The 18,306-nt window shown below is 57.9% G+C and carries 15 protein-coding genes; 2 read left to right on the plus strand and 13 right to left on the minus strand.

The genetic code is table 11. The annotated features are described in order from the left end of the window. Window position 1 precedes the first annotated feature (1 nt). Both QZ534_RS03405 and QZ534_RS03410 read right to left on the minus strand, forming a co-directional pair. On the minus strand, window positions 2–1,489 hold the full coding sequence (locus QZ534_RS03405) for a DUF3336 domain-containing protein (RefSeq protein WP_296931427.1): 1,488 nt from the start codon (window positions 1,487–1,489) through the stop codon (window positions 2–4). Window positions 1,490–1,518: 29 nt separating this feature from the next. Continuing rightward, window positions 1,519–2,325, minus strand: a complete 807-nt coding sequence (locus tag QZ534_RS03410; protein ID WP_296931429.1) for a VacJ family lipoprotein — start codon at window positions 2,323–2,325, stop codon at window positions 1,519–1,521. Between the two features lie 89 nt (window positions 2,326–2,414). On the opposite strand from QZ534_RS03410, the gene QZ534_RS03415 reads away from it, so the two are divergent. Then, on the plus strand, window positions 2,415–2,822 hold the full coding sequence (locus QZ534_RS03415) for a thioesterase family protein (RefSeq protein WP_296931432.1): 408 nt from the start codon (window positions 2,415–2,417) through the stop codon (window positions 2,820–2,822). A 12-nt stretch (window positions 2,823–2,834) separates the two neighbouring features. Here QZ534_RS03415 and QZ534_RS03420 read toward each other — a convergent pair whose 3' ends face one another. From QZ534_RS03420 to QZ534_RS03430, 3 genes are all read right to left on the minus strand, one after another. Further along, window positions 2,835–3,956, minus strand: a complete 1,122-nt coding sequence (locus QZ534_RS03420) for a beta-ketoacyl-ACP synthase III (protein ID WP_296931435.1) — start codon at window positions 3,954–3,956, stop codon at window positions 2,835–2,837. 149 nt (window positions 3,957–4,105) lie between these two features. Next, window positions 4,106–8,041, minus strand: coding sequence for an ATP-dependent RNA helicase HrpA (hrpA, locus tag QZ534_RS03425; protein WP_296931437.1), 3,936 nt, complete (start codon window positions 8,039–8,041; stop codon window positions 4,106–4,108). Between the two features lie 123 nt (window positions 8,042–8,164). Further along, window positions 8,165–9,841 (minus strand): long-chain fatty acid--CoA ligase, encoded by a 1,677-nt coding sequence (locus QZ534_RS03430; RefSeq protein WP_296931439.1) that lies wholly within the window; start codon window positions 9,839–9,841, stop codon window positions 8,165–8,167. Between the two features lie 188 nt (window positions 9,842–10,029). On the opposite strand from QZ534_RS03430, the gene QZ534_RS03435 reads away from it, so the two are divergent. Beyond that, window positions 10,030–10,515 (plus strand): MaoC/PaaZ C-terminal domain-containing protein, encoded by a 486-nt coding sequence (locus tag QZ534_RS03435; RefSeq protein ID WP_296931441.1) that lies wholly within the window; start codon window positions 10,030–10,032, stop codon window positions 10,513–10,515. A gap of 44 nt (window positions 10,516–10,559) precedes the next feature. On the opposite strand, the gene QZ534_RS03440 is transcribed toward QZ534_RS03435, so the two are convergent. From QZ534_RS03440 to QZ534_RS03475, 8 genes are read right to left on the minus strand one after another with little or no spacing between them, the layout of a single operon-like run. Continuing rightward, window positions 10,560–11,552: an AgmX/PglI C-terminal domain-containing protein gene (locus QZ534_RS03440; RefSeq protein ID WP_296931444.1), complete on the minus strand. Its 993-nt coding sequence runs from the start codon at window positions 11,550–11,552 to the stop codon at window positions 10,560–10,562. Beyond that, the gene (locus tag QZ534_RS03445) at window positions 11,545–12,033 is read right to left on the minus strand and encodes a biopolymer transporter ExbD (protein WP_296931445.1); all 489 of its coding nucleotides are present in this window, start codon (window positions 12,031–12,033) and stop codon (window positions 11,545–11,547) included. The genes QZ534_RS03440 and QZ534_RS03445 overlap by 8 nt, the downstream gene beginning before the upstream one ends. Beyond that, window positions 12,030–12,560 (minus strand): biopolymer transporter ExbD, encoded by a 531-nt coding sequence (locus QZ534_RS03450; RefSeq protein ID WP_296931447.1) that lies wholly within the window; start codon window positions 12,558–12,560, stop codon window positions 12,030–12,032. The genes QZ534_RS03445 and QZ534_RS03450 overlap by 4 nt, the downstream gene beginning before the upstream one ends. A gap of 9 nt (window positions 12,561–12,569) precedes the next feature. Then, window positions 12,570–13,241 (minus strand): MotA/TolQ/ExbB proton channel family protein, encoded by a 672-nt coding sequence (locus QZ534_RS03455; protein ID WP_296931448.1) that lies wholly within the window; start codon window positions 13,239–13,241, stop codon window positions 12,570–12,572. Between the two features lie 16 nt (window positions 13,242–13,257). Then, window positions 13,258–13,605 carry a hypothetical protein gene (locus QZ534_RS03460; RefSeq protein ID WP_296931452.1) on the minus strand — a complete coding sequence of 116 codons (348 nt, stop codon included), beginning with the start codon at window positions 13,603–13,605 and terminating at the stop codon, window positions 13,258–13,260. Then, complete coding sequence (locus QZ534_RS03465; RefSeq protein ID WP_296931454.1) at window positions 13,606–14,076, minus strand: tetratricopeptide repeat protein; 471 nt, start codon at window positions 14,074–14,076, stop codon at window positions 13,606–13,608. A gap of 4 nt (window positions 14,077–14,080) precedes the next feature. Further along, the gene (gene bamD, locus QZ534_RS03470) at window positions 14,081–16,888 is read right to left on the minus strand and encodes an outer membrane protein assembly factor BamD (RefSeq protein WP_296931456.1); all 2,808 of its coding nucleotides are present in this window, start codon (window positions 16,886–16,888) and stop codon (window positions 14,081–14,083) included. Next, window positions 16,885–18,300: a hypothetical protein gene (locus QZ534_RS03475; protein WP_296931458.1), complete on the minus strand. Its 1,416-nt coding sequence runs from the start codon at window positions 18,298–18,300 to the stop codon at window positions 16,885–16,887. The genes bamD and QZ534_RS03475 overlap by 4 nt, the downstream gene beginning before the upstream one ends. Window positions 18,301–18,306: the final 6 nt, after the last annotated feature.

The following is an 18,306-nucleotide window of genomic DNA, read 5'->3' on the forward strand; positions in this document are numbered from 1 at the left end:
ATCAGGACGTACCGGAATCCGCGTTACTGATCAGCCTGAGCTCGGCGGTGCGCCGGTTCTGTTGCTTGAGCCGGCGCACACACCGCTCAAGGGTTTTCGAGATTCGTGCATGGGAACGGATCATGGAGATTTTCGGCCAGGTAGCGCGTTCGCCGGCCAGTATCATCTGCCGCACATAGGCCGGATCGGGGTTCGCCAACATCCTGCTGTAGTCCTTGATCGAATAGGAAGGCGCAATGGTGACGTCTCCGGAATACCGCTGTGCCATGATGGTGTACAACTGACCGGACATCTGCCGCAGAAGTTCCGGCCTGACCCGTTTGCGCAGGTAATCAAACACCCCCTGGCCATGAAACTGGATTTCCGATTTCAGCAAGTGCATGGGCAGGTTGCCGAGGGACAACTTTTCATCCCTTCCCCGCTGGCTCAGGAAGGGCACCACATGGGGGTTGGTCTGGCTCACAATGGTGTAATTCACATCGTACAGGTGCATTAGCCGCTCAATGGGCAGATCGCTCACCACGGAACCATCAACAAAGCGCAGTCGGGGCATGTAAGGCAGTGTATTGCCCTGTATGTCTTTCTTCATCAGGGTAACCGGCGGAAAGATGCCGGGCACCGCGGCGCTGGCCAGAACCGCACTCCAGACCATCAGGTACGGAGACGTATATCCGGATAGCAACCGAGCCTTCTGGTGAGCCTGCACCGGGGAAACACTCACGTTGATCGAACGGCCGGTACGCTGGTAGGCGTCTTCAAAGGTGTATTCACCGATGTTGCCGCGCAGGCAGTTGCGTAGTTCTTCCTGATCCATGAGCCCATCCCCACGCATTGCGCTGAGCAGGCCACGCCACTTCCAGGCTTTCAGATTGTGGTTTTCCGGCACCAGCATTTCAGGGATTTCCGCGTCGGTGTGAACACCGAGAATACCCGCGATGATGGCACCGATGCTTGAGCCGGCGATAACCTGAGGCAGGAGTCCTTTTTCCCAGAGCGCCTTGATCACGCCGAAGTGAAAAATACCAAGTGTGGCCCCGCCACTGAGCAACAATGCTGGCCGGCCATAGCTCGTGAGGGTATCGCGGAAGAACTGGAGTTTGTCTGCAACCGAAAAGTTGGGCACCGGTTGATCGCAGAGATAGTCCAGCGCCTCACAAACCTGGGTGATGTATTCTTCGATCAGATGCTTGGTGCCAACCCGCGACCGAGTATACAGTGCCGGGTTGCCCATATTACCCAGATCGTGGTGCAACCCCTCCCGCAGTGCGCGCTTCAGACGTTCTACATCGTTCTGCTGCCGATACTGTTTGAGGTTGCTCAGGCGGTCGTAAATCAGTTCATAGTGGTAGAGATCGGAGGCGAAATCCTCCTTCCACTCGGCGCTACCTTCCAGAAAATCCAGTTCCAGCGCAGCAGCCTTCCAGACTTCGTAGTTCGGCGCCTCGGCAAGCATCTTCCGGAATTTGGCTATTCTTGGATCCTTCAGCACCGCTGACCTCCTATCAATCCGGATGATGCTCAGAAATCCTCGAGCATCAGATCCTCATCGTCACCGCTGGCAAACGGATCGTTAACCACTTTCCCGTCATTAATCAGGAACTCCCGACGCTGCAGGAAAGCATTTCGGACAAATACATAGCTGTCGCCAGAGATAAAGCTCTCCGCGGGAATCAAGTCTGCCCGCCGGTCAACAATCTGCAGTCCCCGGGCATAGTATACTTCCGGGCTGTCCACCTCATCCCACGCTGAAGGTAGCGCAAAGCCGTCGGTCAAAAAACCGGTAAAGTGCCTGGGCGTGGAAGGGCCGAGAAAAGGTAGCATCAGATAAGGTCCGGAGCCGGCGCCCCAGTAGCCCAGCGTCTGGCCGAAATCTTCGGGGCGCTCCGGAAGATCAAAAGCGGTTGCCACATCGATCAGGCCACCCAGCCCAAAGGTGGTGTTGTATGTGAAGCGGCCGACGGCCACCACAGCTGACTCCCCCTTCAACTGCAATATACTGTTGGTGAAGTTCCTGAGCTCCGTCAGGTTGTTGAAGAAATTGGTAATGCCACGGTCCACAATGTTCGGAGTAAACGTCCGGTAGGCCTGCGCCACCGGCTTCAGGAACCACCGATCAATGGTCTCGTTGAAGGTGAACACCTTGCGGTTCCAGCTTTCCCAGGGGTCCTTGGGATCAACAGGAACAGACCCTTCGGGCGCCGGTTCCTGCATATTCTGGGCAACAGCCTGACCCGCTGGAACGAATACAGCCAGGGGAACGAATACAGCCAGGGACAGCAACATGGTGAGCGTAATCAACCGGCGCCGGATAAAAATGTGTTTCATCATCTGCTCTTGGGTTGTGTAATTTGTTTCAATTCGTCGAGAATACCGGCGCTATTTTTTATTATTAAACCGTTGTTCCGGAGAAACCGATGTCAGTACCGGGAAATCTTGTAAACACGATTACCATGCCGCTCCGCTGGGGAGACATGGATGCATACGGCCACGCCAATAATACAGTCTACTTCCGATTCTTTGAGGAAGCGCGCATTGTCTGGCTGGCTTCACTGGAGCTTGGCGGCCCCGAAGAGCCGACCGGCCCCGTTATTATAAAGACCAGTGCCACCTTTCTAAAGGAATTGAACCACCCGGCAACCGTTGAGGTGAAAACATACGCTGACAAGGCGGGTAAAACCAGCCTCGACACCTACCATTTGCTGACAGATGTCGATACCGGTGCTGTCTATGCGGAAGGCTATGCGAAAATCGTATGGTTCGACCGAAAAACGCGCTCATCGGCCCCGCTGCCAGACACCCTCAGAGCGCTGGCAACAACCTGATCCGAAGTGCGCCTATCGGCGGCGTACCACCACGCTGCCGATGGAATAACCTGCCCCGAACGAACAGATCACCCCGAGATCACCACTGACAAGATCCTCCTTGTGCTTGTGGAACGCGATAATCGAACCGGCGGAGCTGGTGTTGGCATATTCATCCAGAATTACCGGCGCCTCCTCCTCGGTCGCATCCCGCCCCAGCACCTTACGGGCAATCAGCTGGTTCATATTAAGATTGGCCTGGTGAAGCCACATGCGGCGGAGATCATCCGGCGTCAGAGACAGGCTTTGCAGCTGTTTCTGAATCGTCTCGGCAACCAGAGGTGACACTTCCTTGAACACCTTCCGGCCCTGCTGCACGAAGAGCTTGTCCGGTTTACCGACCCCGGAGTCGTCAGCACGGTTCAGAAACCCGAAGTTGTTCCGGATGTTATTCGAGAACTTGGTTTTCAGGCTTGTCCCGAGAATCTCGAAACCCTGGCCCTCAGTAGTATCTTCTTCGCGCTCAACCAATATGGCCGTGCAGGCGTCGCCAAAGATGAAATGGCTGTCCCGGTCACGGAAGTTCAGGTGGCCCGAACAAATCTCCGGGCTGACCACCAGAACAGAACGGGCGCTGCCATTCTCGACGGAATTGACCGCTGCCTGAAGGCCGAACGTGGCCGAGCTGCAGGCCACATTCATATCATAGGCGAAGCCGTCAATTCCCAGGGCATCCTGAACCTCGATAGAGACGGCCGGATAAGCTCGCTGGAGGTTGGAACAGGCAACGATCACCGCATCGACATCCTGTGCCGACTTGCCTGCCTGCTCAAGGGCCTCGCGGCAGGCTGTAACGGCCATATCGCATTGCACCGAGGGCTCTTCGTTGCTGCGATCGGGAATGTAGGGCTTCATGCGTTTGGGATCGAGAATGCCGTCCTTGTCGATCACGTGGCGACGCTTGATACCGGATGCTTTCTCGATAAACGAGGAAGACGATGGCTGCAGCGGCGTCACATCGCCGCTGGCGATGGCGTCTGCATTCTCGGCGTTGAACAGTTCAACATACTGATTGAAAGCTTCAACCAGTTCGTCATTATCAATGGTTGCTGGCGGTGTGTAGAGACCGGTCCCGCTAATAACGGCTTTAATCACGCTAACCCCACGTCATGATTGTGAAAACGGGATGATTGGCGTCCCGTCTGATTCGTTCGTTGACCTACTGCCAGAAATACTAACACAGTATCGGGGTTTTGCCCGTCGGCTATCAGTCAGCAGCACCGGATTGGTGCACACCCGTTTCCTCAGACTCTGGTTTTTTCCCACTGCCGGTCCAGACGTTTCACCGACACGGTCATCACCGTGCCAAGTTGCTGGGCAAAGAACGATACCCGGAACTCCTCCAGCATCCAGCGGTACAACACCAGTTCAGGATCCCGCACTCCCTGCCGCTGTTGTTCGTCCCGTTTGACCGCGTATCGGGACCACAGCGGTTCAATGGTATGAAGAAACTCTCTCTCCCTGCCCATTTCGCGTGGCATTTTTTCTAGACGAATCAAGGCGGCCTCGAAGTAACGGCCGAACTCAGCCAGCCACTCAGGCGGCGTTTCCACCAGAAACCCGGGGTACACCAGGTTCTGCAGCTGAAACTTGAGATCGGCCATGCTGTTGGCGAGCGCCAGGTTGATTTTGCCCTTCAACTGCTTTGCCACTTTCTGATAACCAGACATGGCCTGGTACAACCGCTCGTCTGCCTGCTCCAGCGCCGGAATGAAATCCCCACGGTGAGCGTCAAACACCCGGTCAAAGTCCTCCGAAGTCCTAGGAAAGCTCTCTGATAAAAAGTGCTGCATGGCTGTCGCCAACAAAAGATCGTCCAGCAACACTTTCGATTGCCCTACCGGAGCGAACATCAGTGCAGATTGCTTGAAACGGGGCAGTTTTCGCTCGAGATCATCAAGCGTCCTGCCGAACCTGTTCAGAATCAGACGGGCAATAGCCCTCCGGGTGGTATCTTCAGCGGTCAGCGGGTCCAGACAGCGAATCTGGCGCACGTGCTTGCCCATGTCCTCCAGCGCCGGGTACACGGTCACCTGCATGCCACCCTTCTCTGTCTGGACCTGTTCGGGCAATTTTCCGAACCGCCACTCTGTGTACTCGGCACTCGGCTCCGCCGACGAGTCATCCCTTGTCGCCGACTCAAGCGCCTGCTCGGCCTGCCCCTCAAGCTGGTGTTGCAGGTCAGCCGTGTCGCGACTCTCGGCAATAGTGCGCCCGCTGTCACCCATGACCCGCAGGTTCATTCGAAGATGCTTTGGCAATTCCGAGTCGGACCAGGCCTCGGGATCAATTTGCACGCCGGTCATCCGGCGCAACTGCTCGCCCAGCTGGAGCGTTAATGGCTCGTTGGAAGGCTGAAGATTCTCCAGGGCCGCATCAACGAAATCCGGTACCGGTACGAAGTTCCGTCGCAACGCCTTGGGCAGGGACTTTACCAGGGCAATGCACTTTTCCCGCAACAGCCCCGGTACCAGCCATTCCAGCCGACGGGACGGAATCTGTTTAAGAGCCATCAGCGGAACCTGAAGCGTGACACCATCCTTTTCACTGGTGGGTTCGAACTCGTAACTCAGCGGGTAACGCACGCCCTGCCATTCGAGAAAGTCGGGGTACAGGTCGGCGGCCTGGGAATCCACCGGCCGTTGCAGAATGTCCGCTTCGGTCAGCTCCAGTTCTTTCAACTGCTCAACGGAGAGCGCCTTCCACCAGGTCTCGAAATGCCGGCCACTGATGATGTCTGCAGGCAGGCGTTCATCGTAGAAGGCTACCAGCACTTCATCGTCAACCAGCAGATCCCGGCGGCGGGTCTTTTTCTCAAGGTTCTCAACCGTGTCGAGCATCTCCCGGTTACGGGCAATAAACGGCGCCCTGGACCGGTAATCGCCCTCTACCAGCGCACGGCGAATAAACAAATTACGGCATTCCGCCGGATCCACCTTGGCGTAGGGAATCCGGCGCTTGGCAACAATGTCCAGACCGTACAGGGTGACCTTCTCATAACCCATCACCTGGGCCCGCTTCTGCTCCCAGTGAGGCTCAAAATAGTGATGCTTGACAATATGACCGGCCAGCGGCTCAATCCACTCCGGTTGAATGGAGGCCACCACCCGGGCAAATACCCGACTGGTTTCCACAATTTCGGTGGCCACGATCCACTTTGGGCCAGTCTTTGCCACCTTGGAGCCGGGAAAGATCAGCACCTTCCGGTTTCGCGTTGCCAGGTATTCCTTCTTCTCCACTTTCACCGCCACCTGGCCCAGGAGTCCGGCCAGTATCGCCTTGTGCAGGGCCTCGTAACTGGCGGCATCCCTGTTGACCGGCAGCTTCTGCTCCCGGCAGATGAGAGTGAGCTGGCGATGGATATCCCGCCATTCCCGCATTCGCATCCAACTCAGAAAGCTCTTCTGACAGACCTTCTTGAGCTGATTCTGGGACAGTTCCTGGCGCTGTTCTTCGTAGAAGTTCCAGATGTTCAACAGGGTGACGAAATCCGATTCCTTGTCATTGAACGGCGCATGGGCCTGATCCGCGGCCTGTTGTTTGTCCTGGGGGCGTTCCCGTGGGTCCTGGATACTCAGCCCGGCAATGATCACCAGGGTTTCTGACAGACTGCCAAGCTCCGCGGCCGTGACCAGCATTCTGGCCAGGCGCGGATCAAGAGGCAGCCGGGCCATGGTTCGACCAAGGCGGGTAACCCGGCGCTTTTCGTCCACGGCACCCAACTCTTCCAGAAGTTTGTAGCCATCGTTGACCTGGCGCTTGTCCGGCGCTTCGAGGAACGGAAACTGGCGGATTTCGCCAAGCCCCGACGTGGCCATTTGCAGAATGACGGAGGCCAGGTTGGTACGCAGAATTTCCGGATCGGTGTATTCCGGGCGGTTGATGAAATCTGTCTCATCGTACAGGCGGAAACAGATACCCGGCGCTACCCGGCCACACCGGCCTGCCCTCTGGTTGGCGCTGGCCTGGGAGATGGGCTCCACCGGCAACCGCTGGATCTTCGAGCGCACACTGTAGCGGCTGATCCGGGCAACGCCGGTATCGATCACATAACGGATACCCGGAACCGTCAGCGACGTTTCCGCCACGTTGGTGGAGAGCACGATCCGTCGCCCCTTGTGGGACTGGAACACCCTGTTCTGCTCGGCATTGCTCAGCCGGGAATACAGTGGCAACACTTCAGTGTGCCGCAGGTCCACATGGCGCAAAAACTTGCTGAGATTGCGGATCTCCCGCTCCCCGGGCAGGAACACCAGAACGTCGCCCGGTGGCTGCTTCTGACTCCGCTCATGCTGTTCGATTTCATCAAGGGCACCCAGCACACCATCCGTCCAGCCCTGGTCCCGATCATCCTCATCGCCGGTCAGCGGCCGGTAGCGCACATCCACCGGATAGGTACGGCCACTCACCTCAATCACCGGTGCCTTGTCGAAGAACTCACTGAATCGCTCAACCTCAATGGTCGCCGAGGTGATGATCACCTTCAGATCGGGACGCTTGGGCAGCAGCTGGCGCAGGTAACCGAGCAGGAAATCGATATTCAGACTGCGCTCGTGGGCCTCGTCGATGATGATTGTGTCATAGCGATCCAGAAACCGGTCGTGCTGAACCTCCGCCAGCAGGATGCCGTCGGTCATCACCTTTACCCGGGACTGCTCGGAGGTGTTGTCGGTGAAGCGAACCTGATACCCGATCTGCTGGCCGGTCTGCTCACCGATTTCCTCGGCAATGCGGGCTGCAACGCTACGCGCCGCGATGCGCCGGGGCTGGGTATGACCAATCAGGCCACGGATCCCCCGGCCGCTGTTCATGCAGATCTTGGGAATTTGCGTGGTTTTACCGGAACCGGTTTCCCCGGCAATGATTACCACCTGATGGTTTTCGATGGCCTCACGAATGTCGTCCACCCGCTCGGACACCGGCAATCCCTCGGGAAAGCTTGCCGGTTTGTGCAGGGCGTGGCGTTGCTGAACCTTTTCCAGGCCACGCTCCAGCCACCTGGCCATTTTCTCCAGGTCTTTCTGGCCCGGCTTGCCCTTGGTGCGGGCAACGGTTTTTACAATGCGGGCGGCTTCCTGCTGGTTGCAGGCGTCCAGCTGCTCCATCATGGCCTTAACGGCAGCCTCGCCGTCCGGCTTCGGTTTGGGTGTTCTGGAAGTAGAAGAAACAGTGTCTGTCATTTAATTGCCGGAATAGCGCTCACTCGGAATCGAATGGGCGACAGTCTATCGGGAAAGTCGATCGCTTAAAAACGGAAAAACCCCGCCGAAGCAGGGTTCTCCTTGAACAACTATCGGAAAGGCTTACTTGTTGTTCGCCTCGTCACGAAGTTCACGGCGCAGGATCTTGCCCACGTTAGTCTTGGGCAGTTCGTCACGGAACTCGAATTGCTTGGGCACTTTGTAAGCGGTGAGCCGCTCACGACAGAATTCCTTGAGCTCGTTTTCTGTCACACCTTCAGCCGTGGGTACCAGGTAAACCTTGACCGCCTCACCGCTCTTGGCATCAGGCACACCAACGGCGGCACACTCAACAACCTTCGGATGGCTGCTGACCACATCCTCAATCTCGTTCGGGAACACATTGAAGCCCGAGACAATAATCATGTCTTTCTTGCGATCAACAATGCGGATGTAGCCGTCTTCCTGAATCAGGGCGATATCGCCGGTGCGCAGGTACCCATCCTCGGTGAAGGATTTCTGGGTATCCTCCGGGCGCTGCCAGTAGCCGCGCATAACCTGCGGGCCTTTCACGCATAGTTCACCGGGCTCGCCAAGAGGCGTCTCATTGCCCTCTTCGTCAATGGTTTTGACCTGCGTGGACGGAATCGGAAGGCCGATGGTGCCGATCTGAATGGCGCTGTGCGGATTGAAGGTCACCACCGGTGAGGTTTCAGTCATGCCGAAGCCTTCGCAAATCTCACAACCGGTCACCCGCTCCCACATTTTTGCGGTGTCACTGGTCAGCGCCATGCCGCCTGAGGAAGTCAGTTTCAGGCTGCTGAAGTCCAGATCCTGGAACTCTTCGTTGTTGCAAAGCGCAACAAACAACGTGTTCAGACCGAGGAACGCGGTGAACTTGTGGTTCTTCAGCTCTTTCACAAACCCCGGGATGTCACGCGGGTTCGGAATCAACACGTTGTGGGCGCCCGCCTCGAGCATGATCCCGCAGTTCAGCGTAAAGGAATAAATATGGTAAAGCGGCAGCGGCGCAATCACCACTTCCTGCCCTTCTACCACCATGTCTTCCATCATCGGACGGGTCTGCAGCAGGTTGGCAACCAGGTTACCGTGGGTCAGCATTGCGCCTTTTGCCACACCGGTGGTACCACCGGTGTACTGGAGCACCGCAATGTCGTCCTGCTTGCACTCGACCGGAGTGAATGTCTCACGGGCGCCGGCGCTCAGGACAGCCGGGAGTTTGTGCGCCTGCGGCAGATTGAACGGCGGCACCATTTTCTTGACGTGCTTGACCACGGCATTCATCAGGGTGCGCTTGATCGGCGAGTGCATATCCGCGATTTCGGTAACAATCACGTGCTCGATGCCGGTATGTGGCAGCACCTTCTCGGCGTTCTCGGCCATGTTGGCCAGAACAACCAGGGCCTTGGCACCGGAATCATTGAACTGGTGCTCCATTTCCCGAGTGGTGTACAGGGGGTTGGTATTCACCACAATCATGCCCGCACGCATGGCGCCGAACACAACCACCGGGTATTGGCTGACGTTAGGCATTTGCACAGCAATACGGTCGCCAGGTTTCAAATCTGTCTTGTTCTGGAGCCAGGCCGCGAAATTACGGCTCTGGGTGTCGAGGTCACGGTAAGTGAGCGTTGCGCCAACAGCACTGAATGCAGGACGGTCGGCAAACTTTTTGACCGACTGTTCGAATACATCCACCATGCTTTTGTACTTGTTCAGGTCCACCTCGCGGGGTACGCCTGCGGGGTATTTATCCTGATAGAACTGCTCAAAATCCATCACCATCTCCTGTTTGGCGCTTTTGATTGTAATGATTTACCGATGTCAGGTTGCTCAAAAAATCAACCCTACAAAAGTATCAGCCTCAAAAAAGTGGGGAGAGAATAGCAGTTTTGTAACCGATGAGGTAGTTTTCGAGACTCTGTCCCGAACACCTGTACTCAAATGCCAACAGCACGGAGCATGCGATGAGCGATACCCTTGATACCCTGGAAAATATCACCTACGACGAGCTAAATGAGGGTGACACCGCCACGTTTACGCGCACCCTTACCGAGGATGAGCTGGTGCTGTTTGCCGCGGTTTCCGGTGATGTAAACCCGGTACACCTGGACTCCGAATTTGCAGCCGGCTCCATGTTCAAGGAACGGATTGCCCATGGTATGTGGAGCGGTTCCCTGATCTCGGCAGCGCTGGCGACGGTAATGCCTGGTCCTGGCACCATTTACCTGGAGCAGAGCCTGTCTTTCAAGCGGCCGGTGAAGCTGGACGACACGCTCACCGTGAAGCTGAAAGTCCTCAGGAAAGAACCGAAAGGCCGGGTCGTGGTCGAATGCGACGTTCGCAACCAGAACGATCAGCAGGTTGTCATCGGGGAAGCGAAGGTAATCGCGCCATCGGAGAAAGTGTCTCTGCACAAGCCCCGCTTGCCCAAGATCACGATCGAAAGCTGAGAGCACTCACCGGGCAGTTGTTACTGACGGCCCGGTGAGCCCGTTCACCCGGGCAGGAAATCAATCGGGAATCGAACCTTGCGGGCTTCAACCTTATCAGCCCCAAAGTTGAACAAACGTACCCGCATGGCAATCCGCTGCTCGAGCTTGGGATGCTCAAGCTCCGAGCTGACCACCTCACAGGCGGAGACTGAGCCATCAGGCTCGATCACCAGTTCCAGCAAAACCTTGCCCTCCAGGGTCGGGTCCTGCCGCAGTTCCCGGCGGTACATGGAGTAGAGCGCCGTCTTCTGGGCATCGAAGACTTTCCGGATATTGCTCATTGCCCGCTCGCCAACCGATGGCTCAGCCTTTGCCGGTTTGGCGGCCACTCGGGATTCCTCCACCGGGGCGTCAACCGTTTTCACCTCGTGCCCGGCCACGGCTACGTTGGTCTCCGGGGCGGCAGAGTCTTCAACCCCACCACTGCCACTCAAGACCTGCTCAGTCTTATCGGGCGATCTGGTTTGCTCGGCTGCGTTTGTCTGAGTATTGACCGCAAACTCCCTCTCTAGCGTGGGCTCGGGAGACCTGAGTGAAGCGAGCTTGTCTCTCATCGCCAGCAAACCGGAGCGGGACGCCTTCTCTCTAGCTTGCTCGGCGGTCTGTTTCGGCTTCGGCTCGGATACGGCCTGAGGCCTGGATTCCGGTTTCGGGGCAGGCACAGGATCTGGCTCAACCTTGGCCACCTCCGGTTCCGGCTGCTCTGGTTTCTCCTTCACCACTTCTGGTTCGGGCTCGGGTTCAGGTTCCGGCTGGACCGGCTCCGGTGGCACCACCGGTTCTGGCTTCTCCACCAGGCGCGCCAGCCGGGGAGGAACCTTCTCGGCCTCGCTGCGCTCAATCTCCGGCACTTCCAGCATAGGAACCAGGAATGCCGGTGGCAGAAACAGCGCCAGCATCACCACCAGGATTACCGTGAATCTTCGACGCTCGCCGAGATCACGGCTCCATGGCAGGCCCGAACCAGCCAAAGGGGAATTTACGTCATCAGCCATTGCGGACCTCCCCTTCCACAGCCAGCCGCACCTGTCGATATTGTTCATCCACACAGGTCTGCATCACCTTGCGAAGCAACCGGTAATCGGTATCCCGCCCGGCCATAATGGTCACCTCAAGCCCCTCTTCCGGGATTTCGGACCAGCGATTGCGGCGCCAGGAAAGCTCTTCCGAAAGACCGGCGATGTAGGTGTCACCGCTCTCGATACCCTCCAGTCTTGCCACTTCGCTACCCTGGACCAGAATAGCGTTGCCTGTTACCTGAACGGTCAGGCTCTCAACAGCCTCCTGTTGCGCCGTCGACTTCGGCAGTGGCACGTCTGCGGTGTTCTGCATCACTTTTACATCCGAGGAATTCACCATCAGGAAAAAAACCAGGATGGTGAAGATGTCCATCAGCGACACCAGGTTCAGGCCCCCGGGCTTGTGCATCCGACCGTAATGCCGACGAATTCTTTTCGCCTTACGGGACGTCTTCATGCCCCCTCCCCTGATTCGGCACTGGCGTTTGCCGCAAGCTGTCTGTCCTCGGGCGCATCCATCAGCGAGACATCAGGAAACAGCTCGCCCTCGATCACGCTGGCCGCAACGACGGCGGGATACGAGCGAACGGTGTCCATTGCCGTAACCAGTGTCTGGTAATCGATGTCCGGTCCAACTTCCAGCACCAGGTCGGTTTTATCCGGTACACGGGTTTTTATCTGCCGAAGTACCTGACGAAGGTTCCCGAAATCCTGCCCTTCCTGTCCCACGGGCAGCACCCGGATCAGGCCGCGGTCGCTGTCGGCGATCTCGATACCCTCCGGAATCAGGGTAACCACGAGCCGGAACTCCTCTGGCTCCGGCGCCTGCCCGGCGTCCATGCCCGGAAAATTCAGCTCGATCATCCGGATCTGGCTGAACACCATGCCAAGCAAAAGGACGGGCACCAGCACAATCATGAGATTGAGAAAGGCGGTAATATCCAGCTCCGGCGATGTACTTAACCTGCGGTGACGGCGTCTCATGGCTTGCCCTCAGGCAACGGCCGGCCGGGCAGCATCACCCGCCACGGGGTCTGAACCGGGATCAGAAACAATGTTCAGCAGCTTCACCCCGGCCATTTCGAAACTGTCCACGATCTCGTTGGTACGGGTCTGCAGCACCGCGTGGAACATCAACAGCGGGATGGCCGACATCAGGCCGAAGGCCGTGGTGTTCATGGCTACGGAAATACTTTCCGAGAGCAGGCTGGCTTTCTGGGAGGGATCTGCCGCCGCCACGGCGGTAAACGCCGCGATAAGACCAATGATGGTTCCCAGCAGACCAAGCAGAGTGGCGATATTGGCCAGGGTCGCAAGGTATTGGGTGCGTTTCTCCAGGCGCGGTAGTACTTCCATCAAGCCTTCTTCCATGGCGTATTCAATATCCTCTCGCCGGCTGTTACTGAGCAACCGGCCAATGCCCGCCCCCATGATTGATGCAATGGCGCTGTCGGAGTTGGTTGCCGCTTTCATGGCCCGCTGATAGTCCCGTTTTCTGAGTAGCGGCAGGATGCCTCGCTCAAAGGCAATCCGGTTGCGCCGCCTCACCGCCGAGAGATAAAAGAACCGCTCCAGAGTGATGGCCAGCCCCAACGCCAATACGATGGCAATGGGGTACATGAAAGGCCCGCCTTCCTGGAAAAAACGTACGATGGTGTCCAGCATGATTGTTCTCCCGTTATTACTGCACAGTCACTGCCGAGTCTCCGAGGGGACTCAGGATCAGAGGGTTGAGGTTTTCGCGAAACAGACGGTGGCGCTCCAGGGCGACCGGATCAGCCGGACGGACCAGTTCCGGCGCTTCGTCATTCAGATCGGCCCTTGGTCGTCTTGGCAGGCTCGGCGCCTGCCAGGGCAATATGTAAAGCACCCGGGGCTCATCTTCGCCAAGACTTGCAGACAGCCCCTCAACGCTGAGCCTGACAGTATCATCCTGATCGGCCAGCGCCTGGTTGAAGAACAGCACCTGAAGGCCTGCCAAAAGCAGCGCATTGAAGAGGCTTTTAACGGGTTTCCTGAAAGTCATCATTTATTCGAGCCTCCTTTCCAGGTCCGCAATCCATCCGGACACCTCCTGGTCCTCTGCTTTCGAAAGCTCCCGGTAACGGTTGTAGTGCTCAAGGGCCGTTTCCAGATCCAGCAGATAGAGCTCGGCGATCACCGCCAGATTGAAATGCAGCTCCGCCACCTCCGGTGAATGGGCAATGCCTGTTTCCAGCAATCTGACCGCTTCGGTGAACCGGTACTGATCCTTCAGAACCAGCGCCAGATTATTCACGGTCACGGCATTAGTGGGATCCAACTCCACGGCTTTCTGCCATGCTTGCACCGCTGCACCTTTCCGACCTTCTTCGAACGCCTTGCGCCCTTCCTTTGCAAAGTTTGCCGCCTTTTCCGGATCGGATTTCACCGCCTCCTCAGGTGGCCGAACTTCCTGACCAGCACACCCGGCGAGAAACACCATCAGCAGGAATGCCCAGAGCACGCCTGCGCTACGCAACGGATTACACCCCATCGTTAGACCCCATGTTCCAGCTGAACCATTTGACACTCCGCTCATATCGTCCCGGATGCAGTTCTGCAAGAACGCCGAGACTCCGACCAATCCAGGCGTCATAGCCCTGCGATGTGATCCGGCGGTGGTTTTCAGTGTGCAGTTGAATGGCCTTTTCTTCGAAGGGATACGCCTCCTCCTCCAGCAGCATCTGGTACTGCATGGTCTCGAGCTCATTCAGGTCCGAAGGCACGGCCGAGGCCATCAGGTCTCTGGCCAGGCCCCGATAAAGCTCCGCCCTTCGGAACAACGACTCGGACAGAACCCGCTCGCCGCCAAGAGCTTCGGCATCCAGGAACCTCTGGCGCGCCGTTTCCAGGGCTTTCTGCTTGCGGTCCAGAGATTGTTCCAGCGGCTGGCTCAGACTGATGCTGGTAAACGCGGCAGCCGCACGGGCGCCAAGCACCAGAGACGCCCGGGATGCCCATTCAAGGGTGTTGGTACTATGGAAGGCGCTGTTGAGTTCTGACTGGACCAGCGCTTCCCGCCAGTAATCCGGATCGTCTCCGGTTTCTACCAGTCGATAACGGAACGTCTGGAGGCGCTCATGTTCCGAACCATCGCCAGCCTTCGGGCCGGTCGCCAGATAATCCCTGTAAAGAGCATTCCGTTCCGCGACATTCCCGGCTTCATTCAACAACTCGGCAGCCCGCAGCCGCAGTTCCCAGGGCTTGACGCTATTTTCGGCAGCCCGGAGTAATTCCGATGCCGCCCGGGTCGGTCTATCGGACTGAATCCAGGCGTGTACCAGCTTGTCACTGATACCCGAAGCCAGCTCATGTTGTGGATGGTCAGCCCGAAATGCCTGCAGGTCGACAACCGCAGCGGTCCAGTCTGATGCCCTGAGCAGGGTATTGGCGGCGTCATACCTTGCCCGGATGGCGATTTCCGAGCCCGGCAACACCGATTCAACCCGCCGGAAGTGGCCCACAGCCTCTTCGAGTCTGCCCTGGGTTGCTGCCACCTCTCCCTGGCGGTACACGGCGGTCGCCAGTTGCCTGCGAACGGCCACCAACTCATCGACGGTTACATCCGTGAGCTGACTGGCCTCCGCAAGATCCAGCGCCTGACCCCAGGCACGTTCCGCCAATCCATAATCGCCCTGTTTCTGGCGAATCCGGGCCGTTACCTGCCAGCTCGCGTATCGCTCTGCAGGCGATGCCCCGGCTGCAGTTAGTACCTGCGACGCATAATGCAATCCCCGCTCATGATCGCCGGCAGCAAGCCAACGGGCCGCTAGATCCGCCATCAGACCGGAAGTCCGGCTGTCATCCGCGAACCGCTTGTCAAAGTGATCGGCTTCGTCTGAGAGATCCTGCAGCACAGGTCTGAATGTCGCAGTTCCCGGCTGCTGGTCGACGCCGTCTCTCAACAGTGTGACGGCGGCCCAGGCAGCATCAGCCGCCTCCCCATAACCGGGCGCTTCGTAGCCAGCCTTGCGAAAGTTCGCCAGCGCCCTGGTAGAGTGGCCTGCCTGCAGTCGGGCATCCCCGGCAAGGCGCAAAACCTCGCCGCTTCGATCAACCCTGGGCGCCAGACCTTCATAGTATGTGGCGGCCTGTGCAAAGGCAGACTCAGAGTTTGCAACTTGCCCCTGACCTGCCGAGCGGGCGCCCACATCATAGTGATAGTCCGCCAGCCGTCTGCTGTAACTCCGCCACTTGTCCTGCTGGCTCTCATTGAGCTCGGTAAAGGCAGAATCCCCGCTATAACTCTCAACGAATCGGGACCGGGCAACGCGAACCTTCTGCGTGTCGCCCGTCGCCTGCCAGACATCCACCACCTGTAACCGGAAGGCGGGAACAGCGTGGTGATTTGGGGCGTACTCGATAAAAGCCCGATTGGCAGCGACGCTTGATTGGGTCTGGCCCTTAATGGCGTAGTAGTCCGCAAGCCGGTCAAACAACAGGTGCTCCCAGGGACGCGGGCGCTCCCTATCCAGCCAGGAAATGAGCGTGTTCGGGCCACCTTTTCGGGCCGCCATCAATGCCAGTACCCGGAATGTATCGTCGATGGTATCCACGCTGGACTCACTGACTGACTCGAGGCTCTGTCTGCGCGGCAGAAACTCATCCAGAACCTCGACAAAGGTTGCTGCTGCCCTGTTCCAGGCCGAAGGCCCCTGTTTGAACTGGCTCCAGCCAAGCATGTATCTGGCCTTGTTGCTGAACTCCTCACTGTCACCGGATTCAATCAGTTGCCGGTACCCGGTTTCCGCCTCCGCGTACTGGCCCGCTGCAAAGGCGGATTCCGCCAACCGGAAACGGGCCTCCGGTACCAGAGGGGAATCCGGGTAGAGCCCGACCAACTGTTTCAGTCTCTGGATCGACGCATCCTGCTGTCCTGTCAGTGCATGGGCCTTGGCCATCTGGTAAAGCAGTTCGTCCAGCCGCCCACCATAAGAGCCTCGCGCCAGAATGGACTCATAACTGCTGATTGCTTCGCTGTAGACCTTTTCCTCTTCGGCCGGAGAGAAGCCTATGTCTTCACCTGAACGGTCCCGGATATTGCTCAGGCGGTTCAGGGCATCAATCCGGACCTCCGGCTCATCAGACGTCCGGAAAAGGCGATGATAACGGCGGGCAACCTCCGACGGTGAGATCGCCGGCATCGGCCTGCTTTCAAAGGTCAGGAACACCGGACGCATATCGCCAATGGTCTCGCCGTCCCGCCCGAGTTCCACACGAAAGGACTCCTGGGCCAGGGCCGGCGCAACCACGAGAAGACAAAGACAAAAGAGCTGGATCGACCGACTCATGGCTGGGTCTCCTCCAGGTTCTGAAGGGCGAGATATTCATAGAGGTGAGCAATCTGCTGTTCGGTTTTGTCCAGCGCGAAGGCCATCTGCTGGTCCCGGGCGTCGACATAGTCGAGAGCCAGTTCATCCAATGCCTTTTCCGATGCTTCGAGCAACTGGCGAACAGACGATGCCAGCAATTCATTGCGCTCTCCCAGCGCCAGCGCTGAGCGACGTAAACGCTCCAGGACTTCCGGATGCCCCGACACCTTGCTCCGGACCTGTCTCAATCGGGTCTGGGCATCCGCCAGGGTCTTCCGAAGCGCCTTGATACGGGCTTGATCACCAGGACCTGCGTTGCTGGCGAGGCGTGACAACTGCGCTTCCAGCTTTTCTCCCTGCGAAGAAAGGGTGTCGGTGCTTTGCCTGGTATCCTGCTGATGAATGCCGTCCAGCTGGTCAGTCAGCGCTCCCTGAAACACCTCTAGATCGTGACCGTAACGTTCAAGTTTTACCGCCATTGAACGAAGCGCTGCCACCCGCCCCGCGGCTTTCTGAACATTCGGGTCTGCCATGAAGCCCAGAAGGTAGGCCATCCGCGGCTGAGTCAGTGTACGGTTATCGGCCAGAAACCAGTCGACCCCGGTTTCACGGGCATCTTCCACCAGGGTTTTATAGGCGCCCTGTTCCCGAATTTTGTCGGCCAGTTTGCGAAGGGTTACCCGTTCACTCTCGAACGCAGCATTGGCGGCCAGGTAGGCTTCACCGGCCTGCCCAAGATAGCCGGAAAGATCGTAGCCGCGCCCCATGCCAATCCAGGCGTCAGCAACCCCGGGATACGCCAGAGGATATTTCCGGGCCCGATGCCAGCTCTGCATGGCAGCCCGGTGATTGCCCTTTTCTGCCAGGGCCAGACCATGAATGTAAAGGGCCCGCGGCGTGTTAAAACTATCGAGATCGACCTTTTCCAGAAAGCTGATGGCCTTCTCGAAGTCGCCGTGCTGGTAGGCAAGGTAGCCCGCCCGAACCAGCAGATTATTTTTCAGGTGCTGACTGCGCCCGGAATTGGTATCACCGTCGGACATGGCCAACGCCACCCGCAGGGCGACCAGTGCCCTGGCCGGATTCAGATCGGTTTTTGCGTAATCGCTGGCAAGATTGAGATAACCCAGAGCCGCCCAGTAGCCCTCTTTCATACCGGCCAGGATCTGCCCGGCCTCATCAGTACGGCCTGCGGTTCGCGCCTTTTCCGCGGATTCATAAAACGCTTGCTGGCGTCCATCCCCAAGATCAACGCCGACTTCGCCTGCCTGCCGGAATTGCTTGAGACCAGAAAGGACATCCTCCGGCATAACCGGCGTAGCCGCCACGGAAACACCGGAAACACCGGAAACGGTCAGTGCTGACAGAACCAGCAGGAGCCGCAAGATCATGGCGCC

Origin of the sequence: uncultured Marinobacter sp. (assembly GCF_913055835.1) — a bacterium.
Taxonomy (GTDB): Bacteria; Pseudomonadota; Gammaproteobacteria; order Pseudomonadales; family Oleiphilaceae; genus Marinobacter.